Source organism: Neobacillus massiliamazoniensis (genome assembly GCF_001048695.1).
GTDB lineage: Bacteria > Bacillota > Bacilli > Bacillales > Cytobacillaceae > Neobacillus > Neobacillus massiliamazoniensis.
This window is the reverse complement of the sequence record NZ_CVRB01000004.1, coordinates 245,725-261,012: the sequence shown is the minus strand read 5'-3', so window position 1 is coordinate 261,012 and position 15,288 is coordinate 245,725. Positions and strand designations below refer to the sequence as shown.

Below are 15,288 nucleotides of genomic sequence, written 5' to 3'. Positions count from 1 at the left end.
AGAGGAGGGAATCTATCATGGCAACCCCTGTTTCTGTCAACGAGAAAAAAGATTTTATTCGCTGGTTTTTAAATCATTATCAGTTAAAAAGAAGAGAATGTGTATGGATTCTTAACTATTTAATGAGCCACGATCAATTAATGGAAAAAGTCCATTTTGTTGAGCAAGCACAGTATTGTCCACGAGGACTTATTATGTCTACCCATTGTGTGGATAAGGTCCCATTTCGTTTCTATAAAGAAAATGTGATGACAACTGATGCTGAAAAATCATTTCACGATATTCGGCTAAATCGGGACGAATATATATATATTCAATTAAATTTTCATGCATCAAATCAAGCGCACCAATATGTTGCTGTTCTTGAAGAGAATCCATTTGTCCCGAAACACTTGCAGGTGAATGAAAAAGACGGAATGATTGCTGAACAATTCTTACAAGACAGCATTGATCGTTTTCAACGTGATAATCTCCTGCTATTAATCGATGAGGCTCTTGACAAACAGGATCGTGAAGCATTTCAGATGCTAACGAAAAAATTAATTAATCTATCAAATGCAGATCAAAAAGGAAGCTTTTAACAAGCTTCCTTTTTGTATAGATAGAAAATAAATTGGAAAAAGAGTTTTGTAATAGGTTCATAGTGCTGGGAAATAATGATAAAATTGTATTAATTGATTAAGAAAGGCTGGTAAAAGAATGAAGTGGATTCCTGAGGAAGTAGAGACTTATTTAAAGGAAATGGAATATGTGGATACAGCGGTTGTTCCCTTAATTTCATTATCATTTAGAGAAGAAATGAAGCAATCTGCAGCGAAGCATCAGTTTATAACATTGCTGACGACTCATATGGAAAGACAATTTACGGGACGAATCTTATTATTTCCATCGTTTACCTATTTAAAAAGTGGATCAACTGAAAAGGTAATAAATGAGTTGAAAGAATGGGAAGAAAATATTGAAAAAAGTAATTTTAAACATATATTTTACCTAACATCAGAAAGCGATTGGAAAATTCATGAGCAACAACTAAATGGGACCATTCTCTGGCTTCCAGCAATCCCTCTTGAGTCAGTTAGTGATTCACAAAAATTATCTCTTATTGACAGTCAGGTTAATCAGCTATTAACCCTGTTCACGCAAAAATGGAATGAAAATTCGGAATTTGATAGTAATTAATGTGTATTTCAAATAGTATGATATTGACCTTAATGGGAGATTGATATATCATGATAATGTCCTAGTATTATATGTGTTTAATAATTGTCCGCTAAACTTACTTAAGAAATAGAGGGGGGATATGAGTGAGTAAGAATAACGTTACAAGGCGTCAATTCTTGAGCTACACATTAACAGGTGTAGGTGGTTTTATGGCAGCGGGGATGTTAATGCCAATGGTCCGATTTGCTGTTGATCCTGTATTAAAAAAGGAAGCTGGCGGTGAATTCATTGCTACACCGATGAAAGTCTCAGATTTAACGAAAGAACCCCAACGTGTTGACTTTACCTTTAAACAGAAAGATGCTTGGTATGAGTCAGAAGTTACGAATACTGCCTGGGCTTATAAGGATGGCGATAAAATCATTGCTCTTTCACCAATTTGTAAGCATTTAGGATGTACAGTTAACTGGAACACAGACAAGGCACATCCAAACGAATTCTTCTGTCCTTGTCATTTTGGTCGTTATGAAAAGAGTGGGAAAAACATTCCTGGAACACCGCCTCCGCAACCACTAGATATTTATCCGGTTCAAGTAAAATCAGGTTATCTTTATTTAGGAAAAGCACAACCACGGACGGAGGTGTAATAATTGTTAAGCAAAATTTATGATTGGGTAGATGAACGTTTAGATATTACACCTTTATGGCGCGATATTGCAGACCATGAAGTTCCCGAGCATGTAAACCCAGCGCACCATTTTTCAGCGTTTGTTTACTGCTTTGGCGGGATGACATTTTTTGTTACTGTTATTCAAATTCTTTCCGGTATGTTTTTAACTATGTACTATGTACCAGACATTAAAAACGCTTGGGAATCCGTTTATTATCTTCAAAACCAGGTAGCATTCGGACAGATCGTTCGCGGAATGCATCACTGGGGTGCAAGTTTAGTACTTGTAATGATGTTTTTACATACATTACGCGTCTTTTTCCAAGGAGCTTATAAAAAACCTCGTGAACTAAACTGGATTGTCGGAGTTCTTATTTTCTTCGTCATGCTTGGTTTAGGTTTTACAGGTTATTTATTACCTTGGGATATGAAAGCGCTTTTTGCTACAAAAGTAGGTCTTCAAATTGCGGAAGCAACACCTTTAATAGGTTCATATGTTAAAATTTTACTCGCTGGTAATGAACATATTGTTGGTGCTCAAACATTGACCCGCTTCTTTGCGATTCACGTATTCTTCTTGCCTGCGGTGTTATTCGCACTTATGGGAGCGCACTTTATTATGATTCGGAAACAAGGTATTTCTGGACCACTTTGATTTTTAATAGTCGAATTAATTAAATTTCTTTTATCTTTACTTAAAAAGGAGGGGATTCTTCAATGCATCGCGGTAAAGGTATGAAGTTCGTAGGTGATTCACGTGTTTTAGCACCAGAATCACGCAAACCGATGCTTCCAAAAGATTACTCAGAATACCCAGGCAAAACTGAGGCATTTTGGCCTAACTTCCTGTTGAAAGAATGGATGGTTGGTGCAGTATTTCTTGTTGGATTTTTATGTTTAACCGTTGCACATCCAGCTCCGCTTGAAAGGATAGCGGATCCTACTGATACAAGCTACATTCCACTTCCAGACTGGTACTTCTTGTTTTTGTATCAATTATTAAAATATTCATTTGCTTCTGGACCCTATACTATCGTTGGAGCCATGATTATCCCTGGACTTGCTTTTGGAGGATTATTATTAGCTCCATTCCTTGACCGTGGACCGGAAAGACGTGCAAGAAAGCGTCCATTAGCAACAGGATTTATGCTTCTGGCTTTAGCTGCTATTGTATTTTTGACTTGGCAATCCGTTTCGACCCATGACTGGGCTGCTGCAGAACGTCAAGGGAAAATTGTACCAAAAGCTGATATTAATAAAGCTGATCCTGGCTATGAAGTATTTAAAGCACAAGGTTGTATTAATTGTCATGGTGAGAACCTTCAAGGCGGAGCTGGGGCTCCTAGCTTAATCGGAACTGGATTAAGTGCTGATGAAGTATCAAAGATTGCTAAAGACGGTAAAGGCAAAATGCCTGCGGGAATATTTAAAGGAAATGACCAACAGCTAAAACAGCTTAGTGATTTTATTTCTGGACTAGGTAAAAAATAACGGATTTAAAGAAAAGCTGGCGTAAGATCGTCAGCTTTTTTATTATTAAAGTGACGGGCAGGAGCTAGCTAGTTCTCAAAGTCAAAAATATAATAAAAGGTGGAGTAATAGTGAGTCGGATTTATCCTCTGCTTGCAAACCGATCGGTTTTAAAGCTATTGCTAATTGTAAATATTGCAGGAACAATTTACGGATTTTATTGGTATGGCGATCAATTAAAAGAAACACCTGCTATTTTCATTCCTTTTGTCCCTGATAGCCCTACCGCAAGTTTGTTTTTTGTTTTTGTTCTTTTAGCTTTTTTATTAAAGAAAAATTGGCCGCTGTTAGAAGCATTAGCCATCGTGACCCTGTTTAAATATGGTATTTGGGCAGTGGTGATGAACATTCTTGTTTATTTTGTTCAAGGATTGGATTGGCAAGGATATATGTTGATTTTCTCTCATTTTGCAATGGCGGTTGAGGGGTTACTCTATGCTCCATTTTACAGGATTAAATGGTCGCATTTAATTGTTGCAGCCATTTGGACTTTACATAATGATATAATCGATTATGTCTTTTTTATGATGCCTAAATACGAAATGCTCGATATGTATACGAAGCAAATTGGATACTTTACTTTTTGGCTATCGATTGTGTCTTTAGCAATTGCATATTATCTCTGTATACGACGAGATCGTTTTCAATTAAAGCTATATTAAGTTTTAATTAATAATGTTCTATCCTTGTCCAACCATTCATACATTTTATTAGTGATGAAGGGGGGGACAAGGATTGAATGTAAAATGGATTCTTTTTTTTGCCATTATGCTTATGCTAGGTCCCATATCTGTATACGCCGAACAAGAGTCTCCAATGGAGAAGCTTGATAATATCTCTGATGAGGCTTTACAAATGGTAAAATTCCATAGATATAATGATGCAAAAAACCTGCTTGATTATTTTTCCAATCAATTCGCTAGTATTTCTAGCAAAGAACGACCATTATCGATGGACGAGCTAAGAATTGTCAAGCAATCCCGTGATGAAGCTGTCGAAGCGACCGCTAGTACTGACATGAAATATGAGGAAAGACTTAATAAAGTCACCAAATTCCGCCTTGTTATTGACGCCATTGCGACGACAAGTCATAAACCATTATGGACAGAAATGGAAGCCTCGATTATCTCTGCTCTCGGGCAAGCCAAAATGGCAGCAGAAAAGGGAGATTCAGCAAACTTTTATTCGAATTATAATCAATTCTTATCTTTGTACAATGTCGTCTATCCAAGCTTAAAAATAGATGTTCCTGTTGAAAATATCCAAAAATTAGATACACGTATTAGCTTTATTGATGAATATCGTACTCAAATCGTGAATAATCCAAAAAGTCAACAGGAGCTTAACAATCTCGAAACGGATTTGAAAAAAATATTTGAAAGCATGAATGAAGATCAAGCAGATCCCTCTATCTGGTGGGTTATCATCTCAACGGGAAGCATCATTATTATGACATTATCATATGTCGGGTGGAGAAAATATAAGGGTGAGAAGGAAATAAAGAAGGATCGTTCAAGAGATCTAAAAAATTGACTCCTAGCATCGATTTGACTAAAATGTATAACAACAAGAGCTTATACTGGAGGTCTTAGAATGTTTTATCTTCTTTATTTCATCATTATCATGTTGATTCCATTATGGGCACAGTCCAAAGTAAAAAATGCTTATGCTAAATACTCTCGAGTACCTTCTTCGACGTATCGAAGGGGTGCGGAGGTTGCAAGGGAAATATTAAATGCTAATGGGTTGTCCCATGTCGGAGTAGAAGAGCAAAGTGGTTATTTAAGTGATCATTATGATCCAAGAACGAAAACAGTTCGCTTGTCTTCTGAAAACTACCATGGTCAATCTATTGCCGCTGCTGCGATTGCAGCCCATGAATGCGGACATGCCATTCAGGATGACCAAGGTTACGCCTTCTTACGTTTTCGTCACGCTTTAGTTCCAGTTGCTAATTTTGGTTCAAGCCTATCTTGGGTGTTAATAATGATCGGGATTTTGATTCATCTTAGCGGGATGCTGTTACTTGGAATCATTTTTATGGCAGCTGCTGTTCTGTTCCAAGTTATTACTCTTCCTGTTGAGCTTAATGCTTCAAGTCGTGCGATGGACCAGGTAGTTTCACTTGGATTGATTCGCAATGTGGAAGAGAGAGAAACAAGACAGGTCTTAAATGCCGCAGCACTTACCTATGTTGCAGCCGCTGCTGTAGCTGTTTTAGAATTACTAAGGCTGATTCTTGTCTATACAGGAATGAGACGTAATGATTAATAGAAAAGCAATGCCCTTCAGTGGCATTGCTTTTCTATTTGGATTCTATGCCTGTCGGGGCTGAGTAAAGCGCTTCCGCTTTTCTATTTGTCTAGCTCCGGGCGCCATCGGCTCGGGGTCACAAGCCAATCCGGACAAGAAGGTAAAAAGCACCTTCTTGCCGGCTCGTCTAATGCCTGTCGCCGATAAGCAGGCGCCCTCCGCTTTTCTATGTAATAGGCATTTTATTTTCATCCAAGGTAAAGCCTTCACCATGAACATCATGGACAATCGTTATGGAAATGAATGCGTGGGGATCGACAGAAGTTATAATATTTTTTAATCTCATTAATTCATTTTTGGCAACAACACAATACAGAACCTCTCGATCCGCCTTTGTGTATGAACCGTATCCTTTAAGTACTGTAACCCCTCGTTCCATTTCATCCATAATTTTTTCAGCAATATGATTATTTTTATCGGAAATAATCATAGCACCTCTTGCTGCATAGGCACCTTCTTGCATGAAATCAATTACTCTCGCACCAACAAAAACAGCAACAAGAGTGTACATGGCTTGTTTATAGTTTAAGTATGTCAATGATAAAGTAATAACACAGGCATCGAACAAAAACATTGTTTTTCCCATAGCCCAGCCATAGGATTTTTGGACAAGTCTTGCAATAATATCTACCCCACCGGTAGTGCCACCGAATCGAAAAATAATCCCTAGGCCGATTCCCGTAAAGACACCAGCAAAAAGCGCTGCTAACGTTAAATCATTTTGGAGTGGCATATCAATACTGAAGCGTTGAAAAACCCATAAGAAAGAGGAGACACCTAACGTGCCGATTATCGTATATAAAAAAGCAGTTCTGCCAAGCATCTTCCATCCAATAAAGAAAATAGGAATATTTAGAATTAAGTTTGTGTATGAGGGATCCCATTTAAACAAAAAGTAAAAGAGGAGTGTAATCCCTGTAAATCCGCCTTCTGCCAATTTATTTTGCATGTTAAAATTTACGAGACCGAATGACATAATGGCTGCTCCTATAATGATGAAAAAGATGTTTTTCGCCTTTAGCCCAAGTATCATAAAAAATCCCACCTCTTCCCTATTTTTCTTTGAATCAGCGGTTTTTATTATAGCTGATAGAACAGTGAAGAGCAATTAGATCAAGGGAAAATCTTAATATTGGAGAAATTAATTGTAAATGGTTTATTATTTATCTATCATGGTGGTAAAAGCAATCATAAATGGGGTGGTAAAGAATGTCCAATGGAAAGTCGATGAAAGACATACAGATGGAAGTTGATGCATACATAAGCCAATTTAAAGAAGGCTATTTTAGTCCTTTAGCAATGCTTGCCAGACTGACGGAAGAACTAGGAGAATTAGCTAGGGAAGTAAACCATTTTTATGGAGAGAAACCAAAGAAAACAGATGAAGGGGAAAGAACAATTGAGGAAGAACTTGGCGACCTTCTGTTTGTCATTATCTGTTTTGCCAACTCATTAAATATCGACCTCGAAGAAGCACATGATTATGTCATAAATAAATTCAACACACGGGATAAAAATCGGTGGACAAGGATAACCCCAGAAAATATGGAGTGAAGAACAATGAATCCAATTAAAATCATTATTGCCGGTCCACGCGGCCGGATGGGTAGAGAGGCAGTTAAGCTTGTTTCTAACACCACACATTTTGAACTGGTTGCTGTAGTGGACCATAAATACGATAGTATGATGTTAAGCGATTTAGAAGGCTTCCAAACTATTCACCATGTTCCTATTTATAATGATATTGAAAAGTGCCTGCAAACCATAAAGGCAGATGTTTTAATTGACTTAACAACACCGGAAGTGGGGATGTTCCATGCTCGAACAGCACTCCATTATCACGTTCGTCCTGTTGTTGGAACAACCGGGTTTTCAAAAGAGGATTTAGCTGAGCTTGAAGAGATTTGTCAGAAAAAAGAGCTTGGATGTATCATTGCTCCTAATTTTGCGATTGGTGCAGTATTAATGATGAAATTTTCCCAAATGGCAGCAAAATATTTTCCTGATGTAGAAATTATCGAAATGCATCATGATGGGAAACTGGATGCCCCTTCTGGAACGGCAGTTAAAACAGCTGAAATGATTTCTGAGAGTAGAATAAAGAAGCAACAAGGTCATCCAAATGAAAAAGAAACGATGAACGGGGCGAGAGGAGCTAACTTTGACGGTATGCACATTCATTCTGTCCGTCTACCAGGGTTGGTCGCCCATCAGCAGGTTTTATTTGGCTCAGATGGACAAACTCTAACACTCAGGCACGATTCCTATAATCGAGGCTCTTTCATGTCAGGCGTGAAGGTAGCAGTTGAAACAGTCATGAAACACAATCATTTTGTTTATGGACTTGAAAACATTCTAGAATAGGAGCTTAGACATGAATATTGCATTAATTGCTCATGATAAGAAAAAGGATGATCTAGTACAATTTGTCACAGCCTATCAACCTATTTTTTCAAAACACTCCTTATTTGCAACGGGCACTACTGGCTTACGGATTAGTGAAGCAACGGGCTTAGAGGTTACCCGTTTTCAATCAGGACCTTTAGGAGGGGACCAACAAATCGGTGCGATGATTGCAAGAAATAAAATGGATGCGGTCTTCTTTTTTCGTGACCCATTAACTTCCCAGCCGCATGAACCTGATGTCACCGCCCTTGTTCGTCTATGTGATGTATACTCTATTCCGCTCGCAACGAATATGGGATCTGCTGAGCTATTAATTAGAGGTATGGAAGAGGGGCTTTTAGAATGGAGAAATATCAATAAAAGGGATGAAGAGTTAGATGGAGAATAATCATTTCCATGTTCTTGCCTTCGGTGCTCATGCTGATGATGTTGAAATCGGCATGGCAGGAACGATTGCTAAATTAACATCTGAGGGAAAAAAGATCGCAATTTGCGATTTAACGAATGCTGATCTTTCTTCAAACGGAACGGTTGAACTAAGAAAGAAGGAAGCGAAGCTTGCAGCGGAAATATTAGGAGTACCATTAAGAACATCTTTAGCATTTCCTGACCGAGGATTATTTTTAATCGAGGAATATATAAAAAAAATAGTAACGGTCATAAGGACATATAGACCAAAAATCGTGTTTGCCCCTTATTTTGAAGATCGTCATCCGGATCATGGGAATTGTGCTCGCCTTGTGGAGGAGGCGGTCTTTTCTGCGGCAATCAGAAACTATCAAACAGATGACTCACATTCTCCACACCGGGTTGAACGAGTATATTTTTATATGATAAATGGATTCCATAAACCGGATTTCACGATTGATATATCCCTTTTCATCGACAAGAAGCTTGATGCTCTGAGGGCATATAAAAGTCAATTTGAACAAACTGAACAAAGCATTGAGACACCGCTTGTAAACGGATATATTGAAACGGTCGAAGCAAGAGAGAAAATGTTTGGAAAACAAGTAGGGGTTTCCTATGCAGAAGGTTTCAAAACTAAGTTTCCAATCCTTCTGAATCGTGACTTGATAGGAGAATAATGATGGGGAAATTAAAAATTGGCATTACTTGCTACCCTACTGTAGGCGGCTCAGGTGTCGTAGCGACAGAACTTGGGAAAATGCTAGCCGAAAGAGGACATGAAATACATTTTATTTCATCAAGTATTCCCTTTCGCTTAAATCGAATGTATCATAACATTTATTATCATCAAGTAGAAGTGAATCAATACTCTGTTTTTCAATACCCGCCGTATGATATTGCACTTGCAAATAAAATGGCTGAAGTTATAAAACGTGAGAAATTAGATATACTGCATGTTCATTATGCTATTCCACACGCCGTTTGTGCCATTTTGGCGAAGCATATGAGCAATCGCGATATAAAGATCGTCACTACCTTACATGGAACAGACATAACAGTGCTTGGGTATGACCCATCATTAACCGATGCGATTAAATTTGGAATTGAGAAATCAGATGTTGTCACAGCAGTTTCGAAAGCATTGGTTGAACAAACAAACGAGCTTATTGTCCAGAATAAACCGATCCAAACCGTTTATAATTTTGTTGATGAAAGGATCTATCATAAAAGGGACGCGAAGCATCTCCGGGAAGAATTTGAAATAAAAGAAGATGAGAAAGTTATTATTCATGTATCTAATTTCAGAACTGTAAAACGAGTCCAAGATGTGATAAAAGCGTTCGCAAACATTTCTTCTGCCATGCCGTCTAGATTGTTGTTAGTTGGGGATGGACCGGAAATGACTAGGGTTTGTAAACAGGTCAGAGAGCTAAATCTGGAGGACTTAGTCCTTTTTCTCGGAAAACAAGAAAATCTGGAAGAATTATATTCAATAAGCGATTTAATGCTTCTGTTATCCGAAAAAGAAAGCTTTGGACTTGTCGCACTAGAAGCAATGGCTTGCGGTGTTCCATGCATAGGGACTAATACTGGCGGGTTACCTGAAGTTGTCACACATCAACAGACTGGATTTATTTGCGAAGTTGGAGATATAGAGGACATTTCAACAAAGGCAATCCAATTATTAAGTGATAAAGCACTCCATCAATCGTATTCTCAACAGTCAATTGAGACGGTAAAAAGCAAGTTCAGTGCCGACCGAATAGTAGAACAATATGAACAAATTTATTTTGAGTTGATGAATTAAGGTGATAGCTATGATTGAACCCTTCCTTTCAGCAGTTCCTGTATTAAAAAAACTCGAAGACGCTGGTTTCGAAGCTTACTTCGTAGGCGGTTCTGTTAGAGATTATTTGCTTGAGAGACGAATAAGTGATGTAGACATTGCTACATCAGCTACACCGGATGAGGTCAAAGAAATTTTTACGAAAACAGTGGATATTGGAATTGAACATGGAACTGTTCTGGTTATATATCGAAATAGGTCCTATGAGGTTACAACATTCAGAACAGAGGCAGAATATAAAGATTTTCGCAGACCCAAAGAGGTCTTCTTTATTCGCAGCTTAAATGAAGACCTCATGCGGCGGGATTTTACCATGAATGCAATCGCAATGGACAACAGTGGTCAAATTATCGATCCATTTGCCGGACAAACAGCCATAAAAGAAAAAATCATCAGAACTGTTGGAAATGCAACTGATCGTTTTCAAGAAGATGCTCTAAGGATGATGAGGGCAGTTCGTTTCGTCAGTCAGCTTTCATTTGATATGGAAGAAAATACAAAAAAAGCATTGATAGAGCTTGTTCCACTTCTGGAAAATATCGCTATTGAACGGAAACGAGTTGAGTTTGAAAAATTACTGCTCGGTAGTAACAGGAAAAAGGCCATCCGTATTATGCTGGAAACATCCTTGTACGCTTATTTACCTAGCCTAAAGAATAATAAGGATAGTTTAGAAGAAATCCTTTCCTATGAATTACAGGATTTAGCTATACATGAAATGTGGTCATTACTTGTTTTTTGTTTGAAGTACAAAGGTAAGCAAATGGAGACGTTTTTACGAAATTGGCGACTTCCCCTTAAAGAAATAAGGGAAATTCAACTCATATTATTTTATCTTCATAAAAGATTAGAACAAGAATGGACAGTCTATGATTTATATACTTCCGGAAGTACCATCATTTTATCTGTTGAAAAGCTTTATCAAGTATTAAAAGGAAATAAAGAGAATGAAACAATTCAAAAATGGCTAAATTTGTATGAAGATCTACCGATAAAGAATCGATCTGAAATCGACGTTAACGGTGTTGAGTTAATGGCTTGGTTTAATCAAAAAGGAGGTCCGTGGCTTAAAGAGACACTTTTCACTATTGAGCAAGCCATCTTAGATAGAAAAATAGTAAATGATAAAAGAAAAATTAAGGAGTGGCTGATGGAGTGCAATCAGAACTAAGAAAAGAATTGCTAGACGCCTTCACCAATGCCGGCGATTCCTTTCTATCAGGGCAGTATATTGCAGATTTAATTGGCTGTTCGAGGACAGCAGTTTGGAAGCATATCGAAGAATTAAGAAGAGAAGGCTTTGAATTGGAAGCGGTTAGAAGAAAAGGATACAGAATCATAAGAACACCAGAAAAACTAACTGCTGATGAAATTAGGCTTGGCTTGAAAACAAAGTTTATCGGCAAGAACATTTTTTACGAAGAAAGTGTGGAATCCACCCAAAAAATCGCTCATCAGCTAGCATACGAGAATGTACCAGAAGGAACGGTTGTAATAGCAGAGGAACAGATTTCTGGCAGGGGAAGAATGGATCGCAAATGGCATTCACCAAAATATACCGGTATTTGGATGAGTCTCATTCTTCGCCCGCAGATACCATTAACTAAGGCGCCACAGCTGACGTTATTAACCGCGGTAGCAGTTGTTCAGGCGATTGAAGAGATGACAGGGTTAATTCCTGAGATAAAGTGGCCGAATGATATCCTGATTAACGGGAAAAAGGTAACAGGCATTTTAACAGAGCTTCATGCCGAAGCGGACCGAATTCACTCGACTATAATCGGTATTGGAATGAATGTAAACCAGAAACAAGAGGATTTTCCTAACGAACTGCAAACTATTGCTACTTCGCTTTTCATTGAAAAAGGAGAAGTGATTACGCGAGCGAATTTAATTAAACATATTTTTGCGAATATAGAGAAGCTATATTTTCTATACTTAGATGAGGGATTCTTCCCCATAAAATTATTATGGGAAAGCTATGCTATAAGTATTGGTAAGCAGATTCGTGCAAGGACATTAACGACTACGATAGAAGGTAAAGCCCTTGGAATTACGGATGAAGGGGTCCTGCAGTTGGAGGATCAACACGGTAAGATTCATTCTATCTACTCTGCAGATATTGAGTTGTAAAATTCCATCTTGCACTTTTCATACATTTTGTTATAATTCATGGCAATGGGCAGTATCCATTTGGAACTGCACCTGGTTTTAAAACGTGAAAACTAAATGGTTTCTGCCTAGATCCGTGTAACGGACCGGGACAGAGGGATGGAACATGCGAAAGAGTTACGGGATCCTCTGCCTTCAGATGGATCCTTTTTTTTTGCTCTAATGCAGATTTGTTTTATTTCCTCTTCCACAAAAGGAGGGAAAATGATGAAGCAAACGACGGATTTTTCGAAAATGAAGGAAAGTAATGAAAAGATCGTTATGATTACAGCCTATGATTATCCTTCTGCAAAACTTGCTGAGCAAAGCGGTGTAGACATGATATTAGTAGGTGACTCGCTTGGAATGGTCGTCCTCGGGTACGAATCAACCGTTCCGGTTACGATGGAGGACATGATTCATCATACAAAAGCTGTTAAACGTGGTGCAAAGAATTCGTTCATCGTAGTGGATATGCCGTTTTTAACCTACCACCTAACAATCAAGGATGCATTAGTAAATGCCGGCAGGCTTATTCAAGAAACAGGAGCTAATGCTGTTAAACTTGAAGGTGCAGAAGGTGTTATTGAAAAGATCTCAGCTCTTACACGAGCAGGGATTCCTGTTTGCGGCCATTTAGGACTAACCCCTCAATCTGTTGGCGTGTTAGGCGGTTATAAAGTTCAAGCGAAAGAATCGTCAGAAGCAAGAAAATTAATCGCGGATGCCAAAAGGGTTGAGGAAGCGGGAGCTTTTGCTTTAGTACTTGAATGTGTTCCAAAGCAGCTTGCGAATGAAGTGACAAAGTCTGTTTCCATACCTGTTATTGGGATTGGTGCTGGAATTGACGTAGATGGTCAAGTGCTTGTTTTCCACGATATTTTAGGCTATGGTGTTGAACGCGTCCCTAAATTCGTAAAACAGTACACTTCTCTCAATCCATTAATAAATGAATCAATCGAATCATATACAGCGGATGTTAAAAACAATCTTTTTCCAGAAGATAAACACTCATTCACAATGAAAGAACAAGAGCTGAAAGCATTGTACGGGGGTAAAGTATGAAGGTCATCACATCTATTAACGAGATACAATCAGAAATTTGCAAACAGAGAAGCATGTCAAAAACGATAGGTTTTGTCCCGACAATGGGATTTTTGCATGAAGGTCATTTAACTCTGATAAAGGAAGCAAGAGAGGAAAATGATATCGTCGTTTTAAGTATATTTGTAAACCCATTGCAATTTGGGCCAAATGAAGATTACGCTACCTATCCAAGAGATTTTGAGAGGGATCGTGCTTTAGCTGAGAGTGAAAAGGTTGATTATCTGTTTTACCCGTCAGTTGAAGAAATGTATCCTCAGTCATCTTCAGTAACCGTCGCTGTTCATAGACGAACGAATGTTTTATGCGGCAAATCTCGTCCGGGGCATTTTGACGGGGTTGCAACCGTGATTACCAAGTTATTTAATCTTGTCATGCCAACACGAGCTTACTTTGGGAAAAAGGATGCCCAACAGGTTGCCATCATTGAAGGATTAATTACGGATCTCAATATTCCTGTTAAGATTGTACCTGTTGACATTGTCAGAGAAAAGGACGGTCTGGCAAAAAGCTCGAGAAATGTCCATCTTACTTCTGATGACCGAAAGCAAGCTATAGTACTATATAAAAGCCTACAGGCTGCGAAAAAAGCAATAGAGGACGGGGAAAGAAATCCAGATCATATTGTAAATGTTATCAATGATCTCATTTCACCTGCTCCTAATGCAAAAGTGGATTATGTTAACATTCTCACTTATCCACATTTAGAACCTTTAGAAAAATTAGATGGTCGCTTTATCATTGCATTAGCTGTGAGGTTTTCAAATATTCGTTTAATAGACAACATGATTTTTGAAGGAACTAGGGAGGATTAAAATTTATGTTTCGTACAATGATGAATGGTAAACTCCATCGCGCAACCGTCACAGAGGCGAATTTAAATTATGTCGGCAGTATTACAATTGACGAGGACTTATTAGATGCGGTTGGAATGATGGCCAATGAAAAAGTACAAATCGTCAATAATAATAATGGTGCACGACTTGAAACCTATATCATTCCAGGTGAAAGAGGAAGCGGCGTCATTTGTCTCAATGGTGCAGCAGCCCGCCTTGTTCAAAAAGGGGATATTGTCATTATTATCTCATATGTACTTGTTCCACAAGAAGAAGTCTCCAAACACAAACCGAAAGTTGCTATAATGGATGAGAACAATCGTATCAAAGAATTAATTCATTCTGAACCGGCACTTACCATTATTTAATCCCCAAATCGGGGATTCAGATTGTCGAGAAAGGGTATTTTTCTCGGCAATTTTTTATTTTGTCGTGAACTAAAATCCCGATTTTTATTAACTAATTGTCCATGCTAGCTAGCCTGTTGATTGGAGCGGAAGGCGCTCGACTCCTCGAAAATGCTATCGCATATCCTTCGTGCGCGGATTCAAGGATGTAATTCAATGTCCTGCGGGAGTACGGGGCCGAGGAGGCTCCCCGGCACGCCCGCGGATGCTCGCTTCTTGAGCGCAAATCAAAAGACCTATTGAACAGCCTATAAATTAATGATATTAAAATAAATTAATGCGGTGAATTGTTAAAGAAAGTGAATGAAATAAAAGACTATCGAAAGTTTTTCGACAGCCTGAATCCCCAAATCAGGGATTTTTCTTTTTTTATCACTATTTTATATAATGAACATATTCATTATTATTTTTCTTTTTAATTTGTTTTTTTTTATGTTACTTTATCTATTGATA

The 15,288-nt window shown here is 38.2% G+C and carries 19 protein-coding genes; 18 read left to right on the top strand and 1 reads right to left on the bottom strand.

The window, feature by feature from the left end:
• The first annotated feature begins 17 nt into the window (after window positions 1-17).
• From BN1082_RS19105 to BN1082_RS19070, 8 genes are all read left to right on the top strand, one after another.
• Entirely contained in the window at window positions 18-581 is a 564-nt protein-coding gene (locus tag BN1082_RS19105) for a ReoY family proteolytic degradation factor (protein WP_090637091.1), read from the top strand.
• Window positions 582-699: 118 nt separating this feature from the next.
• Window positions 700-1,179, top strand: coding sequence for a YpiF family protein (locus tag BN1082_RS19100; RefSeq protein WP_090637089.1), 480 nt, complete (start codon window positions 700-702; stop codon window positions 1,177-1,179).
• Window positions 1,180-1,304: 125 nt separating this feature from the next.
• A complete protein-coding gene (locus BN1082_RS19095) occupies window positions 1,305-1,808 on the top strand; it encodes a QcrA and Rieske domain-containing protein (RefSeq protein ID WP_090637087.1) in 504 nt (167 codons plus the stop codon).
• A 3-nt stretch (window positions 1,809-1,811) separates the two neighbouring features.
• Window positions 1,812-2,486, top strand: a complete 675-nt coding sequence (qcrB, locus tag BN1082_RS19090; protein ID WP_090637085.1) for a menaquinol-cytochrome c reductase cytochrome b subunit — start codon at window positions 1,812-1,814, stop codon at window positions 2,484-2,486.
• A 62-nt stretch (window positions 2,487-2,548) separates the two neighbouring features.
• The gene (locus BN1082_RS19085) at window positions 2,549-3,322 is read left to right on the top strand and encodes a menaquinol-cytochrome c reductase cytochrome b/c subunit (RefSeq protein WP_090637083.1); all 774 of its coding nucleotides are present in this window, start codon (window positions 2,549-2,551) and stop codon (window positions 3,320-3,322) included.
• A gap of 110 nt (window positions 3,323-3,432) precedes the next feature.
• Window positions 3,433-4,023 (top strand): lipoprotein heptaprenylglyceryl N-acetyltransferase LhaT, encoded by a 591-nt coding sequence (gene lhaT / locus BN1082_RS19080; RefSeq protein ID WP_090637081.1) that lies wholly within the window; start codon window positions 3,433-3,435, stop codon window positions 4,021-4,023.
• 73 nt (window positions 4,024-4,096) lie between these two features.
• Window positions 4,097-4,894 carry a sporulation protein YpjB gene (gene ypjB, locus BN1082_RS19075; RefSeq protein WP_090637079.1) on the top strand — a complete coding sequence of 266 codons (798 nt, stop codon included), beginning with the start codon at window positions 4,097-4,099 and terminating at the stop codon, window positions 4,892-4,894.
• A gap of 60 nt (window positions 4,895-4,954) precedes the next feature.
• Window positions 4,955-5,632, top strand: a complete 678-nt coding sequence (locus BN1082_RS19070; RefSeq protein WP_090637077.1) for a zinc metallopeptidase — start codon at window positions 4,955-4,957, stop codon at window positions 5,630-5,632.
• A 208-nt stretch (window positions 5,633-5,840) separates the two neighbouring features.
• On the opposite strand, the gene BN1082_RS19060 is transcribed toward BN1082_RS19070, so the two are convergent.
• Entirely contained in the window at window positions 5,841-6,707 is an 867-nt protein-coding gene (locus BN1082_RS19060) for a YitT family protein (protein ID WP_090637073.1), read from the bottom strand.
• A gap of 176 nt (window positions 6,708-6,883) precedes the next feature.
• Here BN1082_RS19060 and BN1082_RS19055 point away from each other — a divergent pair, with 176 nt between their 5' ends.
• From BN1082_RS19055 to panD, 10 genes are all read left to right on the top strand, one after another.
• Complete coding sequence (locus BN1082_RS19055) at window positions 6,884-7,228, top strand: nucleotide pyrophosphohydrolase (protein WP_090637071.1); 345 nt, start codon at window positions 6,884-6,886, stop codon at window positions 7,226-7,228.
• 6 nt (window positions 7,229-7,234) lie between these two features.
• On the top strand, window positions 7,235-8,038 hold the full coding sequence (gene dapB / locus BN1082_RS19050) for a 4-hydroxy-tetrahydrodipicolinate reductase (RefSeq protein ID WP_090637069.1): 804 nt from the start codon (window positions 7,235-7,237) through the stop codon (window positions 8,036-8,038).
• A 10-nt stretch (window positions 8,039-8,048) separates the two neighbouring features.
• Window positions 8,049-8,468, top strand: coding sequence for a methylglyoxal synthase (gene mgsA, locus BN1082_RS19045; RefSeq protein ID WP_090637067.1), 420 nt, complete (start codon window positions 8,049-8,051; stop codon window positions 8,466-8,468).
• Complete coding sequence (gene bshB1, locus BN1082_RS19040; RefSeq protein WP_090637065.1) at window positions 8,458-9,168, top strand: bacillithiol biosynthesis deacetylase BshB1; 711 nt, start codon at window positions 8,458-8,460, stop codon at window positions 9,166-9,168. Before mgsA ends, bshB1 begins: the two co-directional genes overlap by 11 nt.
• Window positions 9,168-10,298, top strand: coding sequence for an N-acetyl-alpha-D-glucosaminyl L-malate synthase BshA (gene bshA / locus BN1082_RS19035; protein ID WP_090637063.1), 1,131 nt, complete (start codon window positions 9,168-9,170; stop codon window positions 10,296-10,298). Before bshB1 ends, bshA begins: the two co-directional genes overlap by 1 nt.
• A 10-nt stretch (window positions 10,299-10,308) precedes the next feature.
• Window positions 10,309-11,508: a CCA tRNA nucleotidyltransferase gene (locus tag BN1082_RS19030; protein ID WP_090637061.1), complete on the top strand. Its 1,200-nt coding sequence runs from the start codon at window positions 10,309-10,311 to the stop codon at window positions 11,506-11,508.
• The gene (locus BN1082_RS19025; protein WP_090637059.1) at window positions 11,493-12,470 is read left to right on the top strand and encodes a biotin--[acetyl-CoA-carboxylase] ligase; all 978 of its coding nucleotides are present in this window, start codon (window positions 11,493-11,495) and stop codon (window positions 12,468-12,470) included. The genes BN1082_RS19030 and BN1082_RS19025 overlap by 16 nt, the downstream gene beginning before the upstream one ends.
• A 246-nt stretch (window positions 12,471-12,716) precedes the next feature.
• The gene (gene panB / locus BN1082_RS19020; RefSeq protein WP_090637057.1) at window positions 12,717-13,553 is read left to right on the top strand and encodes a 3-methyl-2-oxobutanoate hydroxymethyltransferase; all 837 of its coding nucleotides are present in this window, start codon (window positions 12,717-12,719) and stop codon (window positions 13,551-13,553) included.
• Window positions 13,550-14,407 carry a pantoate--beta-alanine ligase gene (panC, locus tag BN1082_RS19015; RefSeq protein ID WP_090637056.1) on the top strand — a complete coding sequence of 286 codons (858 nt, stop codon included), beginning with the start codon at window positions 13,550-13,552 and terminating at the stop codon, window positions 14,405-14,407. Before panB ends, panC begins: the two co-directional genes overlap by 4 nt.
• 5 nt (window positions 14,408-14,412) lie before the next feature.
• Window positions 14,413-14,796, top strand: coding sequence for an aspartate 1-decarboxylase (panD, locus tag BN1082_RS19010; RefSeq protein WP_090637054.1), 384 nt, complete (start codon window positions 14,413-14,415; stop codon window positions 14,794-14,796).
• Window positions 14,797-15,288 lie beyond the last annotated feature (492 nt).

Coding starts and splice junctions, on each gene's coding strand:
- dapB (WP_090637069.1), top strand. CDS start 7,235: ATGAATCCAATTAAAATCATTATTGCCGGTCCACGCGGCCGGATGGGT.
- BN1082_RS19055 (WP_090637071.1), top strand. CDS start 6,884: ATGTCCAATGGAAAGTCGATGAAAGACATACAGATGGAAGTTGATGCA.
- mgsA (WP_090637067.1), top strand. CDS start 8,049: ATGAATATTGCATTAATTGCTCATGATAAGAAAAAGGATGATCTAGTA.
- BN1082_RS19085 (WP_090637083.1), top strand. CDS start 2,549: ATGCATCGCGGTAAAGGTATGAAGTTCGTAGGTGATTCACGTGTTTTA.
- BN1082_RS19100 (WP_090637089.1), top strand. CDS start 700: ATGAAGTGGATTCCTGAGGAAGTAGAGACTTATTTAAAGGAAATGGAA.
- panD (WP_090637054.1), top strand. CDS start 14,413: ATGTTTCGTACAATGATGAATGGTAAACTCCATCGCGCAACCGTCACA.
- bshB1 (WP_090637065.1), top strand. CDS start 8,458: ATGGAGAATAATCATTTCCATGTTCTTGCCTTCGGTGCTCATGCTGAT.
- BN1082_RS19070 (WP_090637077.1), top strand. CDS start 4,955: ATGTTTTATCTTCTTTATTTCATCATTATCATGTTGATTCCATTATGG.
- panC (WP_090637056.1), top strand. CDS start 13,550: ATGAAGGTCATCACATCTATTAACGAGATACAATCAGAAATTTGCAAA.
- BN1082_RS19105 (WP_090637091.1), top strand. CDS start 18: ATGGCAACCCCTGTTTCTGTCAACGAGAAAAAAGATTTTATTCGCTGG.
- bshA (WP_090637063.1), top strand. CDS start 9,168: ATGATGGGGAAATTAAAAATTGGCATTACTTGCTACCCTACTGTAGGC.
- BN1082_RS19030 (WP_090637061.1), top strand. CDS start 10,309: ATGATTGAACCCTTCCTTTCAGCAGTTCCTGTATTAAAAAAACTCGAA.
- BN1082_RS19060 (WP_090637073.1), bottom strand. CDS start 6,707: ATGATACTTGGGCTAAAGGCGAAAAACATCTTTTTCATCATTATAGGA.
- panB (WP_090637057.1), top strand. CDS start 12,717: ATGAAGCAAACGACGGATTTTTCGAAAATGAAGGAAAGTAATGAAAAG.